This is a genomic window from Flavobacterium sp., from assembly GCF_017744675.1.
GTDB lineage: Bacteria > Bacteroidota > Bacteroidia > Flavobacteriales > Flavobacteriaceae > Flavobacterium.
The window spans coordinates 91,444-117,937 of the sequence record NZ_JAGIAV010000002.1; the positions used below are offsets into that span (position 1 = coordinate 91,444).

A 26,494-nucleotide genomic window follows, 5' to 3' on the forward strand; every position below is an offset into this window, starting at 1 on the left:
TTCAAGCTCCTGCCGAAACTCTAAAAGTTCAAACTCCAGAAGCTCCCAAAACAGACACAAATGGTGCGCCGAAAGTTTCTGCTTTTTCTCTTGCTAGTATTCGCAAGAAAAAAGAAATGGAAGAAAGCAGCAAATCGTATGTTAAACCTTCTTCGGTATTGCCAACTGAAGAATTTAACGAAACCGATATGCGTCTTTATTGGAATAAATATGCAGAGCGTTTAGGCCAAAAAGGTTTAAAGATCATGGAATCTATCTTATTGATCAACGATCCTGTTTTGGATGGAACGAGAATTACCTATGAACTTCCAAACGAAGGTTCTAAACTGGAATTTGAAAGTCAAATGAATGGACTGCTAGGGCATTTAAAAGGACATTTACACAATCATGACATTACGATTGAAGTAATTGTAAATGAGAAAGTAGAAATGAAACGAAGCTACAATAATCAAGATCGTTATAATCGTTTCTTAGAAATCAACCCAAACATTGAGCTTTTACGCACAACATTTGGATTGGATTTGAAGGATTAATTTTTTTTTACAGCCTTTTTTAAACTGTGCTTTCTTTTTAGAATTATCTGTTTTTAAGTCCGAAATTGTAGATTTTTTCGAGCCATTTTTTTCTTTGTTCTTCGTTAGAGGTTTTTATAATTCCGACATAACTTACTTTGACCGGTTTTACCCCACAGAATTCCAAAGTCGATTTTTTTAATTGATTAACGCTTGGTCTGCCGAACATTAATCTATAATACCAGCCTGGCTGATCTAACGTTGTAATGATGTGAGCCGTTTTTCCTTTAAGCAATTTGTCCCACCAAACAGAGTTATCGCGGTATCGAAAAGCCATTCCAGGCAAAAATAATCGGTCCAAAAAACCTTTGGTTATAGCAGGAAGTCCGCCCCACCAAACAGGATGAATCCAAACCAAGTGATCGGCTCTTTTTATTTTCTCCCAAGATTCTAGTAAATCTGGTTCTAACTCAGTACGTTTTTGATAGCCAAACTGCAAGTTCGGATTGAATTTTAAATTGGTAATTGTAATCATTTCTACTTCAGCACCCGAAAAAATTGCTCCATTTTTATACGCTTCTGCGATTTCGAAATTGAAACTTTCGGCATTTGGATGTCCGTTTATAATCAGTATTTTTTTCATAATGCTATTTGTCCATTTTAAGGTTGAATGTACTGTAACTATTTAATGCTTCATAAACTTCTTTCGGGGAATGCATCTGATGACTAAAATAAACTCCGCCAGACAAAGACTCACTCAGCATTTTCTCGATGTGCAAAACAGTAGAAAATGCAGTTAACTCGGCTTGACCTTTTAAACTTTGCAAACTAATTCGTTTGGTTGTATTTTGAGTTTTAATTATCACTTCAAAAGCAGTCTGATCACCATTTCCACTAGAACCAAACAACAATTGCCTTTCTCTCAAAAGCATGATATTAAAAATTTTAAGCGATTGAAAATATCCCATTAAGCGGGTTATAAACTTAGAATTGTACGTCATCTTAACAGACACTGTTGGAATTTTTTCTATCTGGTTTAAAATAAACAAATCCGGCACATCTAGATTATAAACCTGACGATCTCCTATTCCGAATGAAAAATTAAATCTTTCAGAATCTAGAAAATGTTTAACTTTTAACGGTTTGTCATTTTTATACGTCAGAAATGGTTTGCATACATTTTCAGCTAAAAAATTGGCTGAACTTTTACCTGCCAGATCTTTTACAGAATAGTAGATATAAATACCTGTTTCCTGAATTTTAGTTTTGTCAGATTCAGCAAAATCAATCAAGCTAGGTACAATTCCACCCATCCATCCAGAACTGAAAACAATTCGGCTTTGCACATTTAGCATTGTTTTGGCCAAATCATAAGCAATGGTTAACTCTGGAGTTGGTTTTGTAATATCTATGTAATCGACTTTGTTTTTTATTGCAAACTGTAAAATTTCATTATTGCTGTCTTTTGTACATAATACAATCAGGTCAATTTTGTTATCTGTAATAGCATCAAAAGTTTTTGAATTGGTTACATCGATAACGAGATTGTTAGCATTTTTTCCTGATTGGCGGCTGCCGATAAAAAGGTTAAAATCGGGATTTCTTGCTTCTAGAATACGCAATATAACTTTTCCAACCAATCCGGTTCCTCCGATTACTAAAATATTTTTTCTCATTATATATATTGTTTTCAGCAAAAATAATGAGGCAATATCTTAAGACAACTAGACAAATGTCCTATAAAATAGCTTTACGGATTCGGCTTAAATGCCTTGGAGTAACGCCTAAGTAAGAGGCTAAATACTGAAGCGGAATTAACTGCAAATATTTCTGATGGTTTTTATAAAGTTCTTCATAGCGCTGTGTTCCCGATAATTTCTGAAATGAAATCATGCGTTTTTGAAGTGTTACATATTCCATTTCGGTCAATTTACGTCCAATTTCCTGCCAATGTGTGCCTAATTCATAAAGTTTGAATAATCCTTCACGGCTTAAAACTTCTAACTCTGTATCTGCCAGAGCCTGAATATTTTCTTCGGCAACGTTCTGCGTTATAAAACTTGAAAATGAAGCCATAAATTCATTTTCAAAAGCAAAACAATTCGTGATTTCATCTCCTTGATGGTTGAAAAAAAAAGAACGCAAAATACCTTTTTTAATAAAGTAGATTTCTTTACTAATCTGATTTTCTTTTAATAATAACTCTCCTTTTTTGAGTTTGCGTGTGATAATTAAATCATCTAACTGGTCTAATTCATTTTGCGGTATAAGCTGAATGGATTGAAATACGGATTTCATTTTAGGCAAAATTAATCTCTTGAGTCAAAAACGCGCTCAATTCTTTTATCAGGAATAAGCCATAACATTGCAACGGTAAAATAAGCCGCACCAGAAATCCACTGATTGTAAAATGCTGTAACAATTCCTATTACGTATAAAACTAAAGATATTTTACCTTTAAAATCTCTTTTTAGCGCTTTTCTCAAAGCAGAATTCTTTCCTTCGCTGCACATAATAGTGTATTGCAAAATAATATACGAGATTGCAGAAAGAAGCAGTACAACTCCGTACATTGTCATAGCTGCTTTTTCAAAATTATGTTCTCCCATCCAAGCGGTAGAAACAGGAATTAAAGACAGCCAAAACAAAAAGTGCAGATTGCTCCATAATACTTTTCCGTTTACTCTTGATAAACTATGAAGTAAATAGTGATGGTTGTTCCAGTATATTCCAACGTATATAAAACTTAAAATATAGCTTAAAAACTTCGGTATAAGCGGTTTTAGATCTGCAAATTGATGGCCTTCTGGCGCTTTAATCTCCAAAATCATAATCGTAATAATGATTGCCAAAACGCCATCACTAAAAGCTTCTAATCTGCCTTTGTTCATTTAAAAAATATAATATTAAATTTTACCGTAATACATTGCTTTTACGATACCATCAGAAAGTCCGATTTTAGGAACATAAATTTGGCGTGCTCCACTCCATTTCATCGCATTCAAGTAAATGCGAGTCGCGTGGATAATTACGTCGGCACGGTCAGAGTTTAATCCTAATTCGGCAATTCTCTGTTCGTAGGTCAATGAATTTAAAAATGCATATTGCGAGTTAACATAAATGTACGAAAGCGGCTTTTCCTGCTGTTTTCCAGACATTTTAAACAATTTATTGATGTTTCCTCCAGATCCTATCAGCGTTACTTCATCGTAATCTGCGGTATTGGTTTTAATCCATTTTTCGATTTCATCCCAAACTGAATCATGAACCATGTTGTTCAATAAACGAACAGTTCCCGCTTTGAAAGATCTTGACGTTATCATTTTTCCGTCAGAGAACAAAGTAAACTCGGTGCTTCCGCCTCCAACATCTACAAAAAGATAAGTTTCGTCTGATTTGATTAAATGATGCAGGTCTGTAGAAGCAATAATTGCCGCTTCTTTTTTACCATCGATAATCTCAATTTTAATGTCGGCTTTTTTCTTAATCAAAGCCACCACTTCTTTTGCATTATAAGCTTCGCGCATTGCAGAAGTTGCAAATGCCATATAACGCTCTACTTTATGTACTTTCATCAAAAGGTGAAATGCTTTCATGGCATCTACCATTCGATCTATATTTTCTGGTGAAATTTCTCCAACTGTAAAGGCATCTTGCCCTAAACGAATTGGCACACGAACAAGGGAACTTTTGTTAAACTGCGGTTCCTTGCCTTCTTGTTCTACGACGTTAGCGATCAAAAGCCTCATAGCATTTGAACCGATATCTATCGCCGCAAACTTCCTAATATTAATCATGCTCACTTTATGATTTGAAAATTGGTATTTATTATTAATTTACTTTTTGAGGAACCTCATCTAGTATGGCTACTTTATTCTGATAATATTTATAGGTCTCAAATTGTGCTCTAAATGGGGCATGATGATTTTTGGGTTTATATTTATTATCTAATTTATAGGAATGATATCTTACTTTTACGTTTCCTTTCCAGCCGATGTTAAAGTTGTCGATTAGTTCTTTCTTAATTTCAAGGTCATAAATCGGACATGTTACTTCTACCCTTGCATCCAGATTTCTAGTCATGAAATCGGCAGATGAAATGTATACTTCGGTTAAACCGGCATTTCCGAAAATATAAACTCTAGAATGTTCTAAGTAGTTGTCTACAATACTTATGGCTTCGATATTTTCGCTCATTCCCGGAATTCCTGGAATTAAAGAACAAATTCCTCTTACTTGAAGTTGGATTTTTACTCCCGCATTGCTTGCTTCGTATAATTTATCAATCATTTTAAAATCCGATAAACTATTCATTTTTAACTTTATGTGCGTTTTTCTGCCAGCAAGCGCATGAAGAATTTCACGATCAATGAGTTTTATAAATTTGGTTCTCGTGTAATGAGGAGATACAATTAAATGTTTGTATCTGTGAACTCTATAATTGATATCGAAAAACTCAAATATTTTTGAAGTGTCTTTTAAAATTCCCTGATGGCAAGTTAAAAGCGTAACATCGGTATAAATTTTTGCTGTCGATTCGTTGAAGTTTCCAGTTGAAATAAATCCGTAACGACGATTTTTACCATCTTCTAATCGCTCTATCACACATATTTTACTATGTACTTTAAGACCTTTCATTCCAAAAATAAGTTCAATTCCTTCCATCTGCATTTGTTCTGCGTATGAGATGTTCGAAGCTTCATCAAAACGTGCCTGAAGTTCGATTTGAACTACTACTCTTTTACCATTTTTAGCAGCATTTATAAGCGAACTGATAATCTGCGAATTCTTTGCTAATCGGTATAGTGTAATTTTAATGCTAGTTACTTTTGGATCTAAAGCTGCTTCGCGCAAAAACTTAGTCAGGTACGAAAATGACTGGTATGGTGCATGAACCAAATAATCTTTTTTGGAGATTTTTTCTAGAATACTTCCTTCGAGACTCAAACCAGGAACTGGTAGAGGTTCGTTTGGCTTATACAATAGATCGTATCTGCCAAGGTTTGGAAAACTCATATAATCGCGACGATTGTGGTATCTACCGCCTGGAATTATACTATCTGTTTCTACAATTTTCATTTTATCTAGGAAAAATTGCAGGGTATCTTCTTCTATTAGATTATCATAAATAAAACGAACAGGTTCTCCAATACGACGGTCTTTTACAGAAGAAGCAATTTTTTCGAGCATACTTTTACTCAAATCACTGTCTATATCCAATTGTGCATCGCGAGTAATCTTGATCATGTGTGCAGAAACACTCTTGTAATCAAATATATTAAAAATGTTTTTCAGTTTGTAACGAATCACATCATCAATTAAAATCACGTATTGTTTTTCGTCTTCAGAAGGAAGTACGACAAACCTGTTGATGTTTTTTGGAATTTCGATTAAGGCATATCGAACCTCATCATTTGCCAATTCTAAACGAACTGCCAAATACCCTAAAGTATCTTTTAGAATTGGAAAAACGGCTAGATCATTTAAGATAATCGTTACTAGTTCTGGACTTAGTTTTTGGGTATAAAAGTCTTTTAAGAAGCACTCTTGTTTGGGTGTAATTTGTGTCTCGTTAATGATAAAAATATTCTCAGATTCTAGCTCAGCTTCAATATTGCCCAGAATTCTCAAACTTTCAGACTGCTGCTGAATTACGATTTCGGTAATATCTTTAATTAATTGATGAGCAGAAATACCACCTAAATATTTTTCACCAGAAATACCCGAAAGACTCAATCGTCGAATGGCTGCGTACCGAACTCTAAAAAATTCATCTAAATTGTTTGAAAAAATTCCAACAAAACGCAGTCTATCCAAAAGTGGCACTGTGTTGTCTGCGGCTTCTTGAAGTACTCTTGCATTAAACGCTAACCAGCTTTTTTCTCTATCGATATATTTATGTTCGTACACTGTTATTATTTTAAATCTTTGGGGAAAATAGTTTTATGTGTTTTGCCCTTATGGATAGTGTCCCAGCTTTCGGCATCAAATTGTAAGGATACAAAGCCTGAAGTTGGAACATTTTCTATAAAAACATCCCCAAATTTATTAACAAAATTTGTAATAGCCTCGTTATGTCCAAAAAGAATAACGCTTTCTAAACTATTATCACATGATTTGATAACTTTTTCGAGTTGCTTATCATCAAATGTATATAACTCATCTTTGAAAACGATACTTTCTAGAGGATAGGAAATATTTTGTGCAAAAATTAAAGCAGTTTCTGTTGCTCTCGCGGCAGTACTGCTCCATATAATATACGTTTTAGGAAGATACTCTGAAATATTTAATGAAACATCATGCGCATCTAGAATTCCTCTTTTCATTAAAGGACGATCAAAATCTTTTAGTGGCGCTTCCCAGCTAGATTTGGCATGACGAATTAAAATAAGATTTTTCATAAGCAGCAAAATTTAAAAACCTGTTTTACAGGTTATTTTTTTTAATTAAGTTCTAATTTACAAAAGATATTTTAAACCTTTTCTTTTTTTTATTTCTGTTAACACTCTAACTAAATTTTAACAAGAATTAAGAATTATCAAAATGAGAAATCAGAAAAAAAGCGAAAAGACAAATTTTGACTTTTTATGTACTTCATCTATAAAATCAGTATTTAGTCGATGTTATTCGATTTCCTAAATTTTTTAACTAAATCACTGATTATCAATAAATTAAATCTCTTTAAAAAAACTCAATATCGTCAAAAAAGCAAAAAAATACGAGAAATATTTTTACTTTTTCGAGTTAAAAAAAAGCTTTTTTGAGTCAATTTTTGATAAAAAAACAACACTTCAACGAGTTTTTAGGTTAGTTACAGATAAAAAAATCATATTAGAAAAACTCTAATATAACTTTGATTCTGTTAAAATATTAAATATATCACAAAACACAGAAGTAATTTATACGAATAAAAAAACAGCACTTCTACGGTCCTAAAAAGTGCAAAATTGTAAGTTATTTTTTTGTTAGAAATGCACGATGTGATTAATAACCTATTTGCTTGAAAATAAATAGAACTGTTTTTCCATCTTCTTACGGATTTATAGTAAACATTAACCCAAAATCTTTTAAAAAAAATACACTCTTTTTTATACAAGCCTCTAAATCGATTTATAACTTTTATTAAGAACAGCCTAGGCAATTTATAATCCGTTAAAAAACAGATTATAACTTAAAGAATCTCAAAATACGATTACTAAAGTTTAAAAATTAGAGATTATGAAAAACATTACTTTAATGAATATGAATATTAATATTAAATACGTTTTTATAACGTTGCTTTTAATATTTATTACAAGTGGTTATTCTCAAAATACATACGATGGCAATTACTGCCCTGGTCCAGGTGCAGTTGGTGATGAATATGCGACTGGAACGGTTTATAGCACAGTATTATTAGCTAACCCTTCTTCAACATGTAACATCGGGACGATTCACGCTAAAGTTGATACCCAAAATCAAATTTTAAGATTAGGTATGGACATTGGTAATGGTGGTTCGGCACTTTTTAGATTGTACTTAGACACCGATAATAATTCGGCAACAGGATTAACATCAGATTCCTTTGGAGGAACCATTACTGTAGCTGGTGCTGAGTATATCTTAGAAATTAATTCTAACGGAAATGGTTTTACTTTATATACCGGAAATGGTAGTGTCAAAACTCAAACTAATGTTATCCCTGCAGGTCTTGCCGCTCAGGCAGGTCGTGCTAATTGTAATACTGGTGCCACATTTTTAGAGTTTAATGTTCCTTTTGGAAGCTTGGGGATTAACATTTGTGATCCCAATAATCCTGGTGTAATTAACGTTACAAAATTAGCTTCTGTTAGTGGTAATTCACCTAATTCAAGTCTATGTACTAATACTCCACTTACTTTTGGAATTCCACTAAAAGGAACAGTTGGACCAAACACAACTATTTGTTCAGGAGCTAGCGCTGCTTTAACTATAACAGGCCTCAATGCTGGTTCCAATGTTATTAAATGGCAATCATCTGTTGCTCCATTTTCAGTTTGGGTAGATATTGCTAATACTACAACATCTTACAATACAGGTAATTTAACACAAACTACAAAATTCAGAGCAATATTTTCTAATTCAGGTTTATGCTCTGGAAGTAATATCGCAACAACTGAAGCAACCGTAACGGTAAATGCTCCAACTGTTTGTTCTATTACTGGTAATGATGGCCCTGTATGCTTGTCTTCTTCCAATGTTTATACGGCTCCAGCCAGTATGACGACCTATTTGTGGTCTTTGCCTCCGGCAACTGCAAATGGTGCTACAATTACATCAGCTACAAATTTACAAAATGTAACTGTTCAAGCTGGTTCTACTTGTAATACAACGTTTAAATTATTATTAACTACTACTTTAAATGGATGTAGTTCTACTTGTGAAAAAATAGTGACTGTTAACGACACAACGGCACCAACTTGGACAACTCAAGCAAGTGCTTTAAATGTTACTTTGCAATGCAGTGATGCAGCAGGATTGACAGCCGCTCAAGCTCAGGCTCCTGTTGCCACAGACAATTGCGGTGGAACTGTAACTTATACAAAAGTGAGCGGTGCTTTCACAGCTGGTACTTGTGCAAACTCTGGAACTTACACCAACACTTGGACGGCTAAAGATGCCTGCAATAATATTTCAGCAGTTTTTACTCAGGTAATCACTATTCAAGACACCACCGCGCCAACTTGGACAACTCAAGCAGGTGCTTTAAATGTTACTTTGCAATGCAGCGATGCGGCAGGATTGACAGCCGCTCAAGCTCAGGCTCCTGTTGCCACAGACAATTGCGGCGGAACTGTAACCTATACAAAAGTGAGCGGTGCTTTCACAGCTGGTACTTGTGCAAATTCTGGAACTTACACCAACACTTGGACTGCCAAAGATGTTTGTAATAATACTTCAACAGTTTTCACTCAGGTGATCACTATTCAAGACACTACTGCTCCAACTTGGACAACTCAAGCAGGTGCTTTAAATGTTACTTTGCAATGCAGCGATGCGGCAGGATTGACAGCCGCTCAAGCTCAGGCTCCTGTTGCTACAGACAATTGCGGTGGAACTGTAACTTATACAAAAGTGAGCGGTGCTTTCACAGCTGGTACTTGTGCAAATTCTGGAACTTACACCAACACTTGGACAGCTAAAGACGTCTGCAATAATACTTCAGCAGTTTTCACTCAGGTGATCACTATTCAAGACACTACTGCTCCAACTTGGACAACAGCTCCAACAGCTTTAAATGTAACTGTAGAATGTAGCAATACTGCAGGATTGACAGCAGCCCAAAATCTGGCTCCTGTTGCCACAGACAATTGCGGTGGAACTGTAACTTATACAAAAGTAAGCGGAACTTTCGTTGCTGGAACTTGTGCAAACTCTGGAACTTACACCAATACTTGGACTGCTAAAGACGTCTGCAATAATACTTCAGCAGTTTTCACTCAGGTGATCACTATTCAAGACACTACTGCTCCAACTTGGACAACAGCTCCAACAGCTTTAAATGTAACTGTAGAATGTAGCAATACTGCAGGATTGACAGCAGCCCAAAATCTGGCTCCTGTTGCCACAGACAATTGCGGTGGAACTGTAACTTATACAAAAGTAAGCGGAACTTTCGTTGCTGGAACTTGTGCAAACTCTGGAACTTACACCAATACTTGGACTGCTAAAGACGTCTGCAATAATACTTCAGCAGTTTTCACTCAGGTGATCACTATTCAAGATACTACTGCACCGACTTGGTCAACTCCTGCTGGTTCTCTAAATGCAACCCTAGAGTGCAGTAATACAGCTGGACTAGCAGCCGCACAGGCATTGTTCCCAACTGCTTCTGACTTATGCGATAATGATGTATCTGATATTATTAAAGTAAGCGGTCAATTTGTAGCTTCTCAAGGATGCGGAAATGCAGGAACTTACACCAACACTTGGACTGTAAAAGATAACTGCGGAAACACTTCTGTTATTTTCACTCAGGTAATTACAATCCAAGATACTACTGCTCCAACTTGGACAACAGCTCCAACAGCTTTAAATGTAACTTTAGAATGCAGTGATGCTTCTGGATTGGCAAATGCTCAAGCAATGTTCCCTGTAGCTTCTGATCTTTGCGATGCTGATGTTACCAATATCACTAAAGTGAGCGGGCAGTTTGTAGCTTCCCAAGGATGCGGAAATGCTGGAACATACACCAACACTTGGACCGTAAAAGATGATTGCGGTAATACTTCAGCAACTTTTACTCAAGTAATTACTATTCAGGATACAACCGCGCCAACTTGGACTACTGTAGCTGGCACTTTAAATGTAACTTTAGAATGTAGCGATACAGTGGGACTTACTGCTGCTCAAGCTCAATTCCCTATTGCTTCTGATCTTTGTGATACAAATGTATCCAACATCATTAAAGTAAGCGGACAGTTTGTAGCTTCTCAGGGCTGTGGAAATGCCGGAACATACACCAACACTTGGACCGTAAAAGATGATTGCGGCAATACTTCTGCACCTTTTAGCCAAGTAATTACAATTCAAGATACTACTGCTCCTACTTGGACAACAGCGCCAACAGCTTTGAATGTGACTTTAGAATGCAGCGATGCTTCTGGATTGGCAAATGCTCAAGCAATGTTCCCTGTAGCTTCTGATCTTTGCGATGCTGACGTTACCAACATCACTAAAGTAAGCGGACAGTTTACAGCAACTGAAGGATGCGGAAATGCAGGAACATATACCAATACTTGGACCGTAAAAGACGACTGTGGCAATGCTTCAGCAACTTTTACTCAAGTGATTACAATACAAGACACTACTGCTCCAACTTGGACAACAGCTCCAACAGCTTTGAATGTGACTTTAGAATGCAGTGACACAGAAGGTCTTGCAGCAGCTCAAGCTCAATTCCCAACAGCTTCTGATCTTTGCGATACTGATGTTACCAACATCACTAAAGTAAGCGGACAGTTTACAGCAACTGAAGGATGCGGAAATGCTGGAACTTACACCAACACTTGGACAGTAAAAGATGACTGCGGAAACACTTCTGGAACTTTCACTCAAGTAATTACAATTCAAGATACAACTGCCCCAACCTGGACAACTGCGCCAACAGCTTTGAATGTAACTTTAGAATGCAGCGACGCTTCTGGGTTGTCTTCAGCTCAAGCCATGTTCCCTGTAGCTTCTGACTTATGCGATAATGATGTTCTAAACATTGAAAAAGTAAGCGGACAATTCGTAGCTTCTGAAGGATGCGGAAATGCTGGAACTTATACCAACACTTGGACAGTAAAAGATGATTGCGGAAACACTTCAGCAACTTTCACTCAAGTAATTACAATTCAAGATACTACAGCACCAACTTGGAATACTGTTGCTGGAACTTTAAACGTGACTTTAGAATGTAGCGACACAGAAGGTCTTGCAGCAGCTCAAGCTCAATTCCCAACAGCTTCTGACCTTTGCGATACAGATGTTACCAACATCACTAAAGTAAGCGGACAGTTCGTAGCAACTGAAGGATGCGGAAATGCTGGAACTTATACCAACACTTGGACAGTAAAAGATGATTGCGGAAACACTTCTGAAACTTTCACTCAAGTAATTACAATTCAGGATACAACCGCTCCTACTTGGACAACTGCACCAACAGCTTTGAATGTTACTTTAGAATGCAGCGATGCTTCTGGATTGGCAAATGCTCAAGCAATGTTCCCAACAGCTTCTGATCTTTGTGATACAGATGTTACCAACATCACTAAAGTAAGCGGACAGTTCGCAGCAACTGAAGGATGCGGAAATGCTGGAACTTACACCAACACTTGGACAGTAAAAGATGATTGCGGAAACACTTCTGAAACTTTCACTCAAGTAATTACAATTCAAGATACTACAGCACCAACTTGGAATACCGTTGCTGGAACTTTAGACGTGACATTAGAATGCAGCGATACAGAAGGTCTTGCAGCAGCTCAAGCTCAGTTCCCAACTGCTTCGGACTTATGCGACGCTGATGTTTTAAACATTGAAAAAGTAAGCGGACAGTTTGTGGCTTCTGAAAGCTGTTCAAATGCAGGAACTTATACCAACACATGGACTGTAAAAGATAACTGCGGTAATATTTCTGATACTTTCACTCAAGTAATCACGATTAAGGATACTACAAAACCAACTTTTGTTGGTGACCTTCCTGCAAATATCACAGTTTCTTGTGATGCAGTTCCAGAACCATTTAATATGGAAGCTTCTGATAATTGCAATGGAGACTTACCAATTGTTTTCAGTGAAACTAAAAGCGATATTAAAAACGAATGCGGTACAGAATACACCTTAACACGTAACTGGTCAACAAGTGACTGTGGAGGAAATTCAATTTCTTATACTCAAATTATAACCGTAAGAGATACTACTCCTCCAACTGGTACCGCACCAGCAAATGTTGCTAATCTACAAAGTGCAACAGACATTCCAGCAGGAAGCCCAGATGACATAAAAGATGCCGCAGACAATTGCTCAGGAGCTGTAAATATAACTGTAAGCGACACTAACAATGGAGGAACTGGATGTAATGGAGAATCTTACATCTTAACCAGAACTTATACTCTAACAGACTGTGCAGGCAATAAAACTGAATTAGTTCAAACCTTTACAGTTGAAAATAAAGTTTCTGTAAGCGGTATTGCTACAAATGTAAGCTGCCAAGGAGAAAGCGACGGTTCAATTGCAGTTACCACCAGTGCTGGAGCTACTGTAGTTATTACCAATCAAAATAATGAGGTAGTTGGAAATACTAATCTACCAGCTGGAACCTATACACTTACTGCAACATCTACAGTAAATACTGAAAATGAAACTTGTACAGCAACTGCAACAGTTGTGATTACAGAACCAAATTACAGAGTTAAAATTTCTGGACAAATTATTAATGTTGACACTAACACTCCTCTTGCAAATGTACCTGTAACATTGATTCCTCAGGGAACAACAACAGGGACAATACAAATGCGTATTACAGGTGCAGACGGAATGTACAGTTTCACAGGAATGCCTGCTGGAAGTTATTTGGTGCAAGTACAAGACGCTAATTTAAATAGTGCATATCAATTATATCCCGTTAATTCTAGCTTATTCTTTACTACTCTAGAAGAATGTGCTTTCCAAGTGCATAACTTCGAATATGGCGCTTCTAAACTTCCTGTTCTTGGAGATTATGTTTGGTATGACACTAATAGCAATGGAATTCAAGACGAATGGTACGACGCCAACAATGATGGAGTTGTAACTAAAAATATTCCAGACTCCAATGGAGCTGTTGATTACAGCCAATGGGAATGGATAGATCTTAACGGAGACGGAAGCTATACTGGCCCTCAAAATGTAGGCGAGTTAAATGCTGGAGGCTTCGGAAATGCACTTAGCCCTAATGTAATAGTTGATGGTCCAAATGGCTACCATAAAGAAGTCATTATAGGAATTGAAGGCTACTGGAGAGACCGTCCAGACAGCGAAAATCCTTACGGACAGTATACTGTTAAATTGGTAAGAGATGCAAATTTCGATACTATGGCCGCTAACTTTGGCTTTACAGGTTTAGTAAAAGTTATTCCTTCAACGTCAGCTAAAAACATAGCAGGAAAAACAAGTAAAACACAGTTACATACCGTTTGTAAAACAACAACAGATAGCGGATATGTAGTAAATGTAACTCCTGACGATTTAGTTCATTTAGATCTGGATTTTGGTGTTAGCTGTAAAGAATACCAAGACATAGTTGCCAATGATGACAGTGCAGGACCAATTGCAGGTGTTAATCATACAACAACTAATGTATTGAATGTATTAACAAACGACACTTTAGAAGGAAATGCCATAACAGCATCTGAAGTTATTATCACAACAGTAACGCCAAATGAGTTCTTACATTTAAACACTGATGGTTCTGTAGATGTATTGCCAAATGCTCCAGTAGGAACATTGACAATGGTATATCAAATCTGCGAAGCCGATCAAACAGATAATTGCGACACTGCAACTGTTACTATTACAATCGAAGCGCCAGTAATGACCGTTACCGCAACATCAATATGTGTTAACGACGTTCCTTACCTCGATTATGTAGTAACACCAGTAAACTTTACTCCTATAAATGGTGTAACCATCGCTTGGGCAGATAGCGCCAATAATGTTATATCAACAATGAACAATCTGCCATTAAGCGGTCGTGTATTGTGGCCAGGAGCAGTTGTTGATGATCAAGGAAAAGGAATTGACTGGCCAGGCTGGATTTTTGAAAACAACAGATGGATTGAAGGTGCTGATGGATTTGAAAAATTGCGTCCAACTGCTAATGTAACCTTCTCTGTAAATCCTAGTCAGACTCTTACAATAAGTTATCCGCCAGCAGATCCTTACTGTACTTCAAGACCAACATTTGCAATAGTTGCTAACGATGATAATCCTGCACCAATAATAGGAGGTTCACCACAAACCACATTAGGTAACGTTCTAACAAATGATACGCTAAATGGTACAGCAGTAAACATAAATGATGTAACGTTAACAACAAGTATTGCCGACCCAACTGGATCGATAACAATAAGTCCTGACGGAACTATAAATGTTGCACCAAATACACAAGGAGGCACCTATACCTTAACTTACCAAATTTGCGAAAAAGCCGATTTTGGAAACTGTGACACTGCTATAGTGACTGTTACTATAATTTCTCCTATAGTGGCAAATGATGATGTCTATAGTAACATTGGATGTAACTCTTTTGGACTAGTTGGTAACATATTCAGCAACGACTTAAAAGGAAAAACACATGTAACATTTGATTTGGTAGATTTTACCCTTATCACAACAGGAAACAATACCAAAACAGATCCAAACATTACTGTTGATAGCTCTGGAAATGTAAATGTCTCTAGTTTGACACCTGCCGGCACTTACACCTATAGCTACACGATCTGTGATAAACAAAGTGCCCAAAATTGTGATTCTGCAACTGTTACTATCATAGTAGTTCCAAATGGTGTTGTTGAGGTTAGAGGTACAGCATGTAACGATGACTCTACACTGGTTAATTTAAGCAGCTTACTGCCAGAAGGTAGCCCTACAACAGGAGTTTGGCAAGATAAAAGCAATAGCCACGCTCTGCAAGGAGGTATCCTTAATCCATTTGGTTTAGCATTAGGTACTTACGTTTTTGAATATGTAATAGCAGATGAAAGATGCCCAAGAAGTGTAGTTTTAAATATGGAAATCAATGATGATTGTAAAGTCTTAGCTTGTGGTAATATACTAGTACACAATGCTTTTTCTCCAAATGGCGATAACATAAATGATTTCTTCAAAATTGACAATATTGATGAAACAACTTGTTATCCTGGCAATACTGTCGAAATATATAATCGCTGGGGAGTTTTAGTTTTTGAAACTACAAATTACAATAATACAACAAATGCTTTTGACGGAACTTCAAGAGGAAGAACAACTGTTAAGCAATCTGATGGACTACCAACTGGGACTTATTTTTACATTATTACCTATAAATCTCTAGATGGAAACAACAATGTTCAAGATCATAAATTAGACGGATATCTATATCTATCAAAATAATAAATCGGCACGCTGCAAACCTTTTTTTGCAGCGTGCTAAAAAATCCGAAATTTTTGATTAATTTTAAACAATGCATTGAATTTCAAAGATTTAAAAGTCAATAGTAATTACTTAATAAAATCACTATGAGAACAAAATTATTTTTCTTCGTCATTCTGTTAGTTACATGTTCTGGGTATTCACAGCAAGATGCACAGTATACGCAGTATATGTATAACACAATAAATATAAATCCTGCCTACGCAGGTTCTCGTGGAGCACTTAGTATTTTTGGCCTTTACCGTACGCAATGGGTTGGTCTAGATGGAGCACCAGAAACAAGCAGTTTCTCAGTTAACTCTCCACTAAACAATAGCAGGCTAGGAATAGGAGCTTCATTGGTAAATGACAAAATTGGTCCTACAAATGAAAATAATATTTCAGTCGATCTATCTTATACAATTCAGACATCTGCAGATTTTAAACTTTCATTTGGTATTAAAGGAACTGCAAATATCTTCAACTTAGATGTAAACAAATTAAATCCTGCAGATCAGGGCGACCCTCAATTTCAGGATTTAAATAATAAATTTTCTCCCAATGTGGGCGCCGGAGTTTACTGGCATTCTGATAAAGCATACATTGGATTGTCTGTTCCTAATTTTATTGAAACAAATCGCTATGACGATAATGATGTGGCAATTTATAAAGACAAAATCAATTACTACTTAATTGGAGGTTACGTATTCAATCTTGATAAATATCAGTATATAAAATTCAAACCTGCTGTTTTAGCCAAAATGGTTCAAGGAGCACCGCTGCAAGTAGATCTTTCAGCCAATTTTATGTTCTATGATAAATTCATGCTTGGTGCAGCTTATAGATGGAGCGCTTCTTTAAGTGCTATGGTTGGATTTCAAATCACAGACGGACTTTATTTAGGTTACGGTTATGATCGAGAAACTACCAATTTAAACAATTATAATTCAGGTTCACACGAGATCTTCCTGCGTTATGAATTCTTCTCAAACAAAGGCAAAATGACAACTCCTCGTTTCTTCTAAAAATAAGGTATCATGAAAAACTATACACTACTTTTCGTTACAATTATAGGTGCTTTTTCATTTAGCAGTTATGCACAGCAGTCCAAAATAAATGCAGCAGACAAAAAATATGACAGCTATGCTTACGTAGACGCGATAAAAATTTATGAAAAAGTGGCCAATAAAGGCTACAAATCTGAAGACATGTTTAAAAAACTAGGAAATGCCTATTATTTCAATTCAGATTTTCAAAATGCTGCAAAATGGTATGGCGAATTATTTGCAATGAACCCTAATCCTGAACCTGAATACTATTTTCGATATGCACAGTCTCTAAAATCAACTGGAGATATGGCTAAAGCCAATAAGCTTCTGGAAGATTTTAATGCCATTTCAAAAAATGACAACAGGGGAAAGCTCTATAAAGAAGATGTGAACTACCTGGACCAGATAAAAGCAAATTCTGGGAGGTACCAGATAGAAAATGCGGGTATCAATAGTAGGTACTCAGATTATGGATCATTTGTTTACAATAACAAAATTTATTTTGCATCTGCGCGAGATACAGGAAATTTTATAAAGCGTAAACACAAATGGACAGGGGAATATTTCACGAACATTTATAATGCCGATCTAGATCCCGAAACAGGAAGCGCATCTAAAGTAAACAAATTTAAATCGGCCATTAACACCAAATTTCACGAAGCATCTCCCGTTTTTACCAAAGACGGAAAAACAGTTTATTTCACCAGAAACAACTATATCGACGGGAAGAAAGGTAAGGATGAAAACAAAGTCACATTAGTAAAGTTATACAAAGCAGAGCTGGGAAAAGATAATAAATGGACCAATATTACAGAGCTTCCTTTTAATAGTAATAATTACAGTACAGCTCACCCAGCTCTTAGCCCAGATGAAAAAACGTTGTATTTTGCTTCAGACATGCCTGGCACAATTGGAGAATCAGATTTGTATAAAGTAAGCATTAATCCAAACGGAGGTTTTGGCTCGCCAGAAAGTCTAGGCAACACAATTAATACAGAAGGAAAAGAAACTTATCCGTATGTGACTTCTGAAAATGAAATTTATTTTGCCTCTGATGGCCATCCTGGTTTGGGAGGATTAGACGTTTTTGTTGCCAATATTGATAAAGATGGAAAAATAAGCAATATCCAAAATGTAGGTGCCGATGTAAACTCTCCAAAAGATGATTTTGCTTACATCATTGATCCAGAAACAAGAAGAGGATTTTTCTCTTCCAATAAAGATGGCGGACAAGGCTCTGATGATATCTATAAATTCTTAGAAACAAGAAGACTTAAATGTACTCAGGAACTGTATGGTATAATATCAGATGCAGAAACAGGAGTTGCTTTGCCAGGTGCAAAAGTGACTTTGTATGACGATCAAATGAATCTGAAAAATTCTGTCCTTGCAGATGGTACTGGATTATATACCTTTGAGGTAGAATGCGGAAAAACCTATTATGTAAGAGCCGAGAAAACGGATTACACAACAAGAGAGCTAAGCGTTACGATCGAAAAAACAAATGGCAAAACCAATCTCCCAATTGCTTTAGAAAAAGCAACCTGCAAAGTTACTGTGGGAGATGATTTAGGAAAATGTTTTGGCATTAAAATGATTTACTTCGATTTGGATAAATCTAATATTAGAACTGAAGCGGCATTGGATTTAGAAAAAATATTGGCTGTTATGAACGATTATCCGAACATGAAACTAGATATCCGTTCGCACACAGACAGTAGAGCTTCTAATCAGTACAACGAAGCTTTATCTGACCGTAGAGCAAAATCAACAATTCAATGGTTAGTTAAAAACGGAGTCGCTCCGAACCGATTAACTGGAAGAGGATATGGTGAAACAGAACTAGTAAACAAATGTTCTGACGGAGTGCCATGTACCGAAGCAGAACATCAGGCCAACAGACGAAGCGAATTTATTATTACAGCTTTATAACCTTAAAAACAGAAATACAAAAAAAAAGCTGCCTTATTGGCAGCTTTTTTTAATTTAAAAAGTCGTTGCAATTCTATGAATTACAACGACTTTTAAAAAACCAACCTGTCCAAATTTTCTTTAAAGCTTAACAAATATGTTAGTATAATATTTTTTTCCTGTAGCAGCATCTGTAGTTACAGATAATCCAAAGTGAGTATAATCGCCAACTATATTTTCTTTATGGCCTGGACTATCAAGCCAAGCTCTTACCGCCGCCTCTGGAGTTTTGTAATTGTAGGCAACATTCTCTCCTACTTTTTTCGCTCCCAATACATTAGTCATATTAGTCGATCTTGCCACAAAATCGTTATGATCCACAACATTATTTTGAATCATGTACTTATTATGTTCCTCGCATTTATAAGATATATGATTAACCCTTTCTAGGGCATTTAAACCAATACTAACACGGTATTCGTTTATTAACCTCATCGTTTCTATCTCAGTATCGTTGTAAGTGTAATTGGCAACTAGCGCTTCTGTTGGAGTAGTAGAATTCGGGCTGGCCTCGGCAGTATCAGCAGAACATGCGTTCATTGCGACTAAAATCGCAATGAACAACATGGTGCGCATAATCTTTTTCATAATCATCAGCATTTTAGCGGTTTAAAGTAAATGTTGGGGCAAATCCTTTAAATTTATCTTTGAATAAATATCGTTTGCTTTATTTGTGTTCCAAACGTATTCATTTTACCGTTAAACTACAAAATTAATCGATGAAATGCATGTATTTTTTATTTACAGATGTATTTTCCTATACTAAGAAGATAATCGTTCAATTTTCCAAGAAAAATCGGACTGACTTGTATAACGAATTCTATCATGAAGTCTATTAGGTCTTCCTTGCCAGAATTCAACTTGTAGCGGAGTTACAATATAACCGCCCCAATTTTCAGGTCTTGGAATTGGCTTTCCTTCATACTCTGTTTCTAGTTTTTTTAAGTTTTCTTCTAGAAAAGTTCGTGACGGAATTACTTCGCTTTGATGAGAAACAATTGCTCCAAGCTTACTTCCATCAGGACGAGAATCAAAGTAATTATCTGAAATAATTTCAGACGTTTTCTGTGCAATTCCCTTTATAATAACCTGACGTTCCATTTCCTGCCAAAAGAAAGACAGACAAATATTTGGATTTGCTTCTATCGCTTTTCCTTTTTCAGAATTATAATTGGTGTAGAATATAAACCCTTCTTCAGAAAATTTCTTCAATAAAACCACACGAGATTTCGGGAAACCGTCCAATCCAATTGTAGAAACCGTCATGGCATTCACCTCACCACTTCCGCCAAAATCCTCCACTTCATGAAACCATCGGTTAAAAAGATTAATCGGATCTTCTGGAATATTAGTTTCTAACAATTCACTTTTCTCGTAAGATTTTCTATAATTGCTTAAATCGTTCATAGCTTTTTTTGTGTTTTTTGTTTCAGGTTTCAAGTTTCAAGTTTTACACGTTGCCATCCTGAGCGGAGTCGAAGGTTTTTTTGTTTAAAAACTTAGAATCTCAGAACCTTAGCATCTTAGCATCTTTTTTCATAACTCAAAACTTACCCCGTCATCTCCCAAAAGAACATGTGGAAAAATTTCTTCTGCCTCTGTTTTAAAACGCTCCAACCCATCATAACGCGTTGAATAGTGTCCTAAAATTAACTGTTTTACATTTGCTTTTAAAGCAATTTTTGCTGCTTCTTTTGCAGTAGAATGCAATGTTTTTTCTGCTAGTCTCGCTTCCGATTCTAAAAATGTCGATTCGTGATATAAAACATCAGCATTCTGTATTATTGGAATTATCTCTTCATAATATACCGTATCAGAACAGAAGGCATAGCTCTTTGCTGGCGGAGGATCAAAAGTTAGTTTTTCATTTTCGACTACCGTTCCATTGTCAAGTGTGATATCGCTTCCGTTTTTGATTTTCTGATAATACGCTACATGAATATTATAACGTTGAACTGCTTCAACATCTAATTTTCTTTCATCTGGTTTTTCCTGAAATAAAAAACCGTTGGTATACACACGATGTTTGAGCGGAATCGTTTTCACAATAACTTTTTTATCTTCAAAGATTACTTCGCTTTCTTTTGATTCTAATTCATGGAAAAACAAAGAGTATGTAGTCCAAGATTCTGTCAATTTCAGTTGAAGCAAAATCAGTTCTTTAATTCCTTTTGGACCGTAAATATGAAGATCGGTAGTTCTTCCTAAAAGCGAAAAAGTCGAGATAGTTCCAATTAATCCAAACAGATGATCTCCGTGAAGATGTGAGATAAAAATGTGATTAATTTTAGAGAATTTAATTTTGTTTTTGCGAAGCTGTACCTGAGTTCCTTCACCACAATCAATTAAAAACAACCTGTTTTTAATCTCTAAAACCTGCGAAGTCGGATTAGTAAGCGTTCTGGGAGTTGCGGCATAACAGCCAAGTATAGTTAATTTCAATTTTATTGTTTATTCGTTTATCTGGCAAATCGTTTAATCGTATAAAATTAAATCAAATCGATTAAACGGTCAAACGAATAAACAATTAAACCAATATTTAAAATCCTAAATCTCGTTCGATTTCTTCCATTTCGATAATATCATGTGCTTCTAAAAGAGAAGGCACGACTGCCAATTTATCTGAAATAGCATTAAAATCAAGATCTGAAGCTACAATTACAAATGATTTTTTTGCTTTTTTATGTATTTTAGAAAGTGGTAAAAAAGCTTTTAAATCTTTTTCGGCAATCACGTCAGCAGATAAATCGATTATAATATTTTGTTTTTCAAAAGTTTTAAACTGTTGCGTAACATTTTCCAAGAAAGCATTTACATCTCCTTGCGTGTCTTTAATAGTAACGGTATGTCCTTTTTGATCTACTTTCATTTTTTAATTTATGGGGCTTATATAAAAATTGATTTTCTGAGAGCTAAGGTACGAAGTTTTTTTATTTGTTGTTTTTCGTTTTTTTAGTTTCAGGTTTCAAGTTTCAAGCTGTATTACGTGAAGTTTGGTTTTACCGCAAAGCACGCTAAGTCTTTACATCTCAGTTTGTACTGAAACCCGCAAAGTTCGCAAAGCTAAATCTACATAAAGCTTTGCGAACTTTGCGTATTTATTAAGTTTGGCTTGTTTAAAAAAACTTAGCGTACTTTGCGGTAAAAAAATATTATTCCGACAATAACTTGAAACATTAAACTTGAAACAAATCTAAGCCTGTATTTTCGAAGCCAAAAGATAAATAACCGCCATTCTAATCGCTACACCATTTTCAACCTGATTTAAAATCACAGATTGATCAGAATCAGCAACTTCAGAAGTGATCTCTACTCCTCTATTGATTGGTCCTGGGTGCATGATTACGATTTCTTTACTTAGCGAATCCAGAAGCGGTTTATCTACTCCGTATTGCTGTGCGTACTCACGTGTTGATGGAAAGAAATTCACATCCATACGTTCATTTTGCACACGAAGCATATTTGCAACATCACACCATTCAAGAGCTTTACGTAAATTCGGTTCAACGGTAACTCCAAGCGATTCAATATATCTCGGAATCAATGTTTTTGGTCCACATACTTTTACCTCAGCACCTTGCATCTGCAAAGCATATATGTTGGATAAAGCAACTCTCGAATGCAGAATATCACCCACAATCACCACTTTTTTTCCAGCCACATCACCCAGTTTTTCTCTGATAGAGTAACTGTCTAGTAAAGCCTGAGTTGGATGTTCGTGTGCGCCGTCACCTGCATTTACAATACTTGCTTTGACATTTTTAGATAAAAAATAAGCCGCTCCGGGATTGGAGTGGCGCATTACAACCATATCCACTTTCATCGAAAGGATATTATTAACAGTATCAATCAAGGTCTCTCCTTTTTTAACTGATGACTGAGCTGCAGAAAAACTGATTACATCAGCAGATAAACGTTTCTGCGCTAATTCGAAAGAGAGTTTGGTTCTGGTGCTGTTTTCGAAGAAAATATTGGCAATAGTAATATCTCGTAATGAAGGAACTTTTTTAATCGGTCTATTAATGACTTCTTTAAAATGATCTGCCGTTTCAAAAATCAGGTTAATATCATTCTCGTTGATATATTTGATTCCTAATAAATGATTTACGCTTAATTCTTTCATGTTTAATGTTTAACTGTTTATTTGTTGAATCGTTTAATCGTTTGCTTTGCGATTAAACAGTTAACCGATTTAACGATTAACTATTTTTATAATTTTTAATTGAGTAATCGAAATGAATCGATTAAACAATTAACCGATTAAACGATTAACCAAATTTAATTTGTCACTAAGTGAACAACATCTTCACCATCATTTTCTTTCCAGCTTACAATCACTTTTTCGCCATTAATGGCATCTACCTGACGACCGCGATAATCGGGCTGAATTGGCAAATGACGGCTGAAACGTCTGTCGATTAAAACTAACAATTCGATCTCTGAAGGTCTCCCAAAAGATTGAATAGCAGTTAGCGCAGAACGAATGCTTCGGCCTGTAAACAAAACGTCATCAATAAAAATGACTTTTTTGTCTTCGACTATAAAATTGATTTGAGTTTTGTTGGCTTCAAGTGGTTTTTCTGTACGACGAAAATCATCTCTAAAAAAAGTAATATCCAAATACCCCAAAGAAATCTCAGGAACTTGGTATTCGTTTTCTAAAATTTGTTTTAAACGTTCAGCTAAAAAAACGCCTCTTGGCTGAATTCCCACTAAAATAGTATTTGAAAAATCAAGATGTTTTTCGATTAACTGACAAGCCAAACGGTGAAGTATGATAGTAACTTCTTTTGAATTAAGTAATACTTTCTGGCTCATAATTAATTGTAATGATTGATCGGGCAAATATACGGAATCTGATTTTATTTGTTGGGGTGTTAAGAAAGGAAATATTTTTTGTCTTTTATATTTCATTTGTCCTTTTATAATATATTTTCGTACTCTAAATATTTTTATTTCATAAGTTCAATACAAAATAACAAATGAATCAAACTTTAATTGAAAATGTAAGACTTGCTATCAATCCTAAATTTCAAGATTGGGTTTTATTTCAAAACGGTAGCTACATTATTTTTAATAATACTGATGCAATTGGAGACATAAGAAAAGAGGCTATGAAAATTATGGCTGAATATGGCCCTGTTCATATAGGATCTCCTGCGGGCGATTTCGGAGTCACTACACTTAAAAAAGCTGAAGGATGGTCTATTTCAGGACATTACTATGGAATGTATACCTATGTTCACCCGTCAGAAATAAGTGAAATAACTTTAAATGAAAGTGAAATTGGCTTATTTGGTCGTTCAAAAAGAGACTTAGATGGTCAAAATCCCATTATCATACATATTAACAAAAAAGATATTGATGTAAAATTAATCGCTGGATTTACTGGTATAAAAAAAATACCCCTGCCTTTTGTCTGGGCAATAAACAATTACAATCCGAAATTAATTTTAAAAGAAGAATCTTTTGAACATAGAGGTGGTTTTTGGGGCAAAACTGATTACTATGAGAATATTGAAAAAATTGACATCTATTTAGCTTACAAAACCACTAACATTGAAATCACGAAAATAGATTCAAAATTTACTTTTGTTGGAAATACAAACAATAATCTCGAACTAAAAAAATGTTTAGCATTCTTTCACGAAAAAAAATGCATTCTGACACAAAAAGCTTTAGATTTTTTAAATCAATAATATTTTCACAAAAAAATTCCGTAGGAATGAAACATTTTGTAGCAACGGATTTTAATCCGTTGAGAAATTAATCGGCATTTACATGGAGTTCCATCGGAACGGTACATATATAAGGCATTAAATGTGTCGAACCTACGGCTCTTCTAATCAATCCTCATTATTACTGACCGGATTAAAATCCGGCCCTACAATATTTATTCGAGCCGATGGCTCCCTTTCTTTGAGATTTATCTCCAAATCCTAAAACATTTACAAAAAATTCTATAACACCTTTTCTTGATTCTTGAATTAATTTTAATTACAAACTTTAAAACATCAGAATCATGCAAAATAAAATACTAAGATTGTTAATGGTATTTGTAATACTGTTTTCATTTACAAGCTGTGAAGTTATAGGAGACATTTTTAAAGCCGGAATGGGATTCGGGATATTTATCGTAATTTTTATCATTGCGATTATCATCTGGATCTTTGCCAGAGTTTTCAAAAAGTAAAACATAAAAAATCCCCTTAAAACGGGGATTTTTGTTTATTAAAGATTGATATTTTCAAAAAGCAAAAAGTCAATTGTTAATTACTTTATTGATCTCAAATAGCATTCTTTCCTTTAACCATTCTTTCTCATCTAGTGACAGGTCTTCAAACAAATTATTATTGTTTTCATCGAAACTAATAATAGTATCTTTTAAAAATTCAGTTCTAATTTGTTCAACTCGCACCGCATCATTTAAATTTAAACTTCCAATTTTTGAAATAGCACTTTGCAATCTATTGTGCGTAACATAATTGCGTAACTCCTCCATTATAAAAGATAGATTTTCTGTTTTTGAAGATAAATTGGGAACAAACGACCATTTTTCTGCTTCGTGAAATTTCTTTTCTTCATCAAACTCCGGATTTTTCAATTTAATAATCGGTCTTTCCAAATTAATATTAGAGTCCAATGAATTGAAAGGTTTTATTACAATTCCTTCAATAAGATTATCTTTAAGTTCAGGCAAATTCAATTCTTTTGGAATTGTTGAATTTATTCTTTTATTAAAATTCATTGCCTCATTCAGTTTTCCAATAAAAAGAGGTTTTGCATGAAGTATTTCGAACTTCTCAAATAAGCTTAGTGCTTTTTCGTAGTCCAAATAATATTTTGTTTCTTCATCTGATTCTATAGCAATATCAAAAGCGCAAAACTCAATAGAAGGAGCATAATAAACACCTGTTTGGATTGGATGTAAATTTTCTAAAGCTTCAACATCAGGATGAGGATATTTACCGCCAAAAAGTTCTCCGTAAACTACAAGTTTTGAAGCTTTAATTTCAGTACTCAATTGCTCAAATAATCTAAGTATTTTATTTTCTAATTTATGTGCAACAAGCTGGTAACCAAAAAAATCATCAGTCCACGACAAATACTCTTTTCTTTTTGCAAATTTCAAACTGTTATTTTCATAAACAAAACTAAAGTTTGCTCCATGCACTTTTTCGGTAACAGCCCATTTGTATTTTTCTATTTTAGATAAATCGCTGCTATCAAGCCCAAGTTTTTTAAGACTATTGGGCATTTTTTCATATTCAGAAAACATCTTTTATTGATTAAAAACAATTCTACAA

At 35.2% G+C, this 26,494-nt stretch carries 20 protein-coding genes; 6 read left to right on the forward strand and 14 right to left on the reverse strand.

Annotated features, from left to right (window positions below):
* The first annotated feature begins 116 nt into the window (after positions 1 to 116).
* Positions 117 to 533 (forward strand): DNA polymerase III subunit gamma/tau, encoded by a 417-nt coding sequence (locus tag J7574_RS05900; protein ID WP_290965608.1) that lies wholly within the window; start codon positions 117 to 119, stop codon positions 531 to 533.
* Between the two features lie 43 nt (positions 534 to 576).
* Here the strand turns inward: J7574_RS05900 and J7574_RS05905 are convergent, their stop codons facing one another.
* The 7 genes from J7574_RS05905 to J7574_RS05935 form a co-directional block, all read right to left on the reverse strand.
* The gene (locus tag J7574_RS05905; RefSeq protein WP_290965610.1) at positions 577 to 1,155 is read right to left on the reverse strand and encodes an NAD(P)H-dependent oxidoreductase; all 579 of its coding nucleotides are present in this window, start codon (positions 1,153 to 1,155) and stop codon (positions 577 to 579) included.
* A 4-nt stretch (positions 1,156 to 1,159) separates the two neighbouring features.
* Complete coding sequence (locus J7574_RS05910) at positions 1,160 to 2,188, reverse strand: saccharopine dehydrogenase NADP-binding domain-containing protein (RefSeq protein WP_290965612.1); 1,029 nt, start codon at positions 2,186 to 2,188, stop codon at positions 1,160 to 1,162.
* 61 nt (positions 2,189 to 2,249) lie between these two features.
* Positions 2,250 to 2,810 carry a cyclic nucleotide-binding domain-containing protein gene (locus J7574_RS05915; protein WP_290965614.1) on the reverse strand — a complete coding sequence of 187 codons (561 nt, stop codon included), beginning with the start codon at positions 2,808 to 2,810 and terminating at the stop codon, positions 2,250 to 2,252.
* An 11-nt stretch (positions 2,811 to 2,821) separates the two neighbouring features.
* Entirely contained in the window at positions 2,822 to 3,403 is a 582-nt protein-coding gene (locus tag J7574_RS05920) for a TMEM175 family protein (RefSeq protein WP_290965616.1), read from the reverse strand.
* A 15-nt stretch (positions 3,404 to 3,418) separates the two neighbouring features.
* Entirely contained in the window at positions 3,419 to 4,309 is an 891-nt protein-coding gene (locus J7574_RS05925) for an exopolyphosphatase (protein ID WP_290965618.1), read from the reverse strand.
* A gap of 34 nt (positions 4,310 to 4,343) precedes the next feature.
* Positions 4,344 to 6,422, reverse strand: coding sequence for a polyphosphate kinase 1 (ppk1, locus tag J7574_RS05930; RefSeq protein WP_290965620.1), 2,079 nt, complete (start codon positions 6,420 to 6,422; stop codon positions 4,344 to 4,346).
* Positions 6,423 to 6,427: 5 nt separating this feature from the next.
* Positions 6,428 to 6,913, reverse strand: a complete 486-nt coding sequence (locus tag J7574_RS05935) for a histidine phosphatase family protein (RefSeq protein WP_290965622.1) — start codon at positions 6,911 to 6,913, stop codon at positions 6,428 to 6,430.
* Between the two features lie 817 nt (positions 6,914 to 7,730).
* On the opposite strand from J7574_RS05935, the gene J7574_RS05940 reads away from it, so the two are divergent.
* The 3 genes from J7574_RS05940 (at position 7,731) to J7574_RS05950 (ending at position 19,148) form a co-directional block, all read left to right on the forward strand.
* Positions 7,731 to 16,148 carry a gliding motility-associated C-terminal domain-containing protein gene (locus tag J7574_RS05940; RefSeq protein WP_290965624.1) on the forward strand — a complete coding sequence of 2,806 codons (8,418 nt, stop codon included), beginning with the start codon at positions 7,731 to 7,733 and terminating at the stop codon, positions 16,146 to 16,148.
* Between the two features lie 126 nt (positions 16,149 to 16,274).
* Positions 16,275 to 17,192 (forward strand): type IX secretion system membrane protein PorP/SprF, encoded by a 918-nt coding sequence (locus J7574_RS05945; protein ID WP_290965625.1) that lies wholly within the window; start codon positions 16,275 to 16,277, stop codon positions 17,190 to 17,192.
* Positions 17,193 to 17,204: 12 nt separating this feature from the next.
* The gene (locus J7574_RS05950) at positions 17,205 to 19,148 is read left to right on the forward strand and encodes an OmpA family protein (RefSeq protein ID WP_290965627.1); all 1,944 of its coding nucleotides are present in this window, start codon (positions 17,205 to 17,207) and stop codon (positions 19,146 to 19,148) included.
* Positions 19,149 to 19,268: 120 nt separating this feature from the next.
* Here the strand turns inward: J7574_RS05950 and J7574_RS05955 are convergent, their stop codons facing one another.
* The 6 genes from J7574_RS05955 to pyrR all read right to left on the reverse strand — a co-directional run bounded on the left by J7574_RS05955 (position 19,269) and on the right by pyrR (position 24,005).
* Positions 19,269 to 19,775 carry a CAP domain-containing protein gene (locus J7574_RS05955; RefSeq protein WP_290965629.1) on the reverse strand — a complete coding sequence of 169 codons (507 nt, stop codon included), beginning with the start codon at positions 19,773 to 19,775 and terminating at the stop codon, positions 19,269 to 19,271.
* A gap of 174 nt (positions 19,776 to 19,949) precedes the next feature.
* Entirely contained in the window at positions 19,950 to 20,594 is a 645-nt protein-coding gene (pdxH, locus tag J7574_RS05960) for a pyridoxamine 5'-phosphate oxidase (protein ID WP_290965631.1), read from the reverse strand.
* Between the two features lie 129 nt (positions 20,595 to 20,723).
* Entirely contained in the window at positions 20,724 to 21,629 is a 906-nt protein-coding gene (locus tag J7574_RS05965; RefSeq protein WP_290965633.1) for a ribonuclease Z, read from the reverse strand.
* A gap of 97 nt (positions 21,630 to 21,726) precedes the next feature.
* Complete coding sequence (locus J7574_RS05970; RefSeq protein WP_290965634.1) at positions 21,727 to 22,056, reverse strand: ribonuclease Z; 330 nt, start codon at positions 22,054 to 22,056, stop codon at positions 21,727 to 21,729.
* Between the two features lie 324 nt (positions 22,057 to 22,380).
* The gene (locus J7574_RS05975; protein ID WP_290965636.1) at positions 22,381 to 23,310 is read right to left on the reverse strand and encodes an aspartate carbamoyltransferase catalytic subunit; all 930 of its coding nucleotides are present in this window, start codon (positions 23,308 to 23,310) and stop codon (positions 22,381 to 22,383) included.
* 155 nt (positions 23,311 to 23,465) lie between these two features.
* Positions 23,466 to 24,005: a bifunctional pyr operon transcriptional regulator/uracil phosphoribosyltransferase PyrR gene (gene pyrR / locus J7574_RS05980; RefSeq protein WP_144219125.1), complete on the reverse strand. Its 540-nt coding sequence runs from the start codon at positions 24,003 to 24,005 to the stop codon at positions 23,466 to 23,468.
* A gap of 164 nt (positions 24,006 to 24,169) precedes the next feature.
* On the opposite strand from pyrR, the gene J7574_RS05985 reads away from it, so the two are divergent.
* Entirely contained in the window at positions 24,170 to 24,886 is a 717-nt protein-coding gene (locus J7574_RS05985; protein WP_290965642.1) for a hypothetical protein, read from the forward strand.
* Between the two features lie 323 nt (positions 24,887 to 25,209).
* Positions 25,210 to 25,380: a hypothetical protein gene (locus J7574_RS05990; protein WP_290965645.1), complete on the forward strand. Its 171-nt coding sequence runs from the start codon at positions 25,210 to 25,212 to the stop codon at positions 25,378 to 25,380.
* A gap of 69 nt (positions 25,381 to 25,449) precedes the next feature.
* On the opposite strand, the gene J7574_RS05995 is transcribed toward J7574_RS05990, so the two are convergent.
* Positions 25,450 to 26,466: an RNA ligase family protein gene (locus J7574_RS05995; protein WP_290965648.1), complete on the reverse strand. Its 1,017-nt coding sequence runs from the start codon at positions 26,464 to 26,466 to the stop codon at positions 25,450 to 25,452.
* Positions 26,467 to 26,494 lie beyond the last annotated feature (28 nt).

Bases quoted from the DNA above. Each gene is read 5' to 3' on its own strand.
- J7574_RS05900 (WP_290965608.1), top strand. From the start codon at position 117: ATGGAAGAAAGCAGCAAATCGTATGTTAAACCTTCTTCGGTATTGCCA.
- J7574_RS05905 (WP_290965610.1), bottom strand. From the start codon at position 1,155: ATGAAAAAAATACTGATTATAAACGGACATCCAAATGCCGAAAGTTTC.
- J7574_RS05910 (WP_290965612.1), bottom strand. From the start codon at position 2,188: ATGAGAAAAAATATTTTAGTAATCGGAGGAACCGGATTGGTTGGAAAA.
- J7574_RS05915 (WP_290965614.1), bottom strand. From the start codon at position 2,810: ATGAAATCCGTATTTCAATCCATTCAGCTTATACCGCAAAATGAATTA.
- J7574_RS05920 (WP_290965616.1), bottom strand. From the start codon at position 3,403: ATGAACAAAGGCAGATTAGAAGCTTTTAGTGATGGCGTTTTGGCAATC.
- J7574_RS05925 (WP_290965618.1), bottom strand. From the start codon at position 4,309: ATGATTAATATTAGGAAGTTTGCGGCGATAGATATCGGTTCAAATGCT.
- J7574_RS05935 (WP_290965622.1), bottom strand. From the start codon at position 6,913: ATGAAAAATCTTATTTTAATTCGTCATGCCAAATCTAGCTGGGAAGCG.
- J7574_RS05940 (WP_290965624.1), top strand. From the start codon at position 7,731: ATGAAAAACATTACTTTAATGAATATGAATATTAATATTAAATACGTT.
- J7574_RS05945 (WP_290965625.1), top strand. From the start codon at position 16,275: ATGAGAACAAAATTATTTTTCTTCGTCATTCTGTTAGTTACATGTTCT.
- J7574_RS05950 (WP_290965627.1), top strand. From the start codon at position 17,205: ATGAAAAACTATACACTACTTTTCGTTACAATTATAGGTGCTTTTTCA.
- J7574_RS05955 (WP_290965629.1), bottom strand. From the start codon at position 19,775: ATGAAAAAGATTATGCGCACCATGTTGTTCATTGCGATTTTAGTCGCA.
- pdxH (WP_290965631.1), bottom strand. From the start codon at position 20,594: ATGAACGATTTAAGCAATTATAGAAAATCTTACGAGAAAAGTGAATTG.
- J7574_RS05970 (WP_290965634.1), bottom strand. From the start codon at position 22,056: ATGAAAGTAGATCAAAAAGGACATACCGTTACTATTAAAGACACGCAA.
- J7574_RS05975 (WP_290965636.1), bottom strand. From the start codon at position 23,310: ATGAAAGAATTAAGCGTAAATCATTTATTAGGAATCAAATATATCAAC.
- pyrR (WP_144219125.1), bottom strand. From the start codon at position 24,005: ATGAGCCAGAAAGTATTACTTAATTCAAAAGAAGTTACTATCATACTT.
- J7574_RS05985 (WP_290965642.1), top strand. From the start codon at position 24,170: ATGAATCAAACTTTAATTGAAAATGTAAGACTTGCTATCAATCCTAAA.
- J7574_RS05990 (WP_290965645.1), top strand. From the start codon at position 25,210: ATGCAAAATAAAATACTAAGATTGTTAATGGTATTTGTAATACTGTTT.
- J7574_RS05995 (WP_290965648.1), bottom strand. From the start codon at position 26,466: ATGTTTTCTGAATATGAAAAAATGCCCAATAGTCTTAAAAAACTTGGG.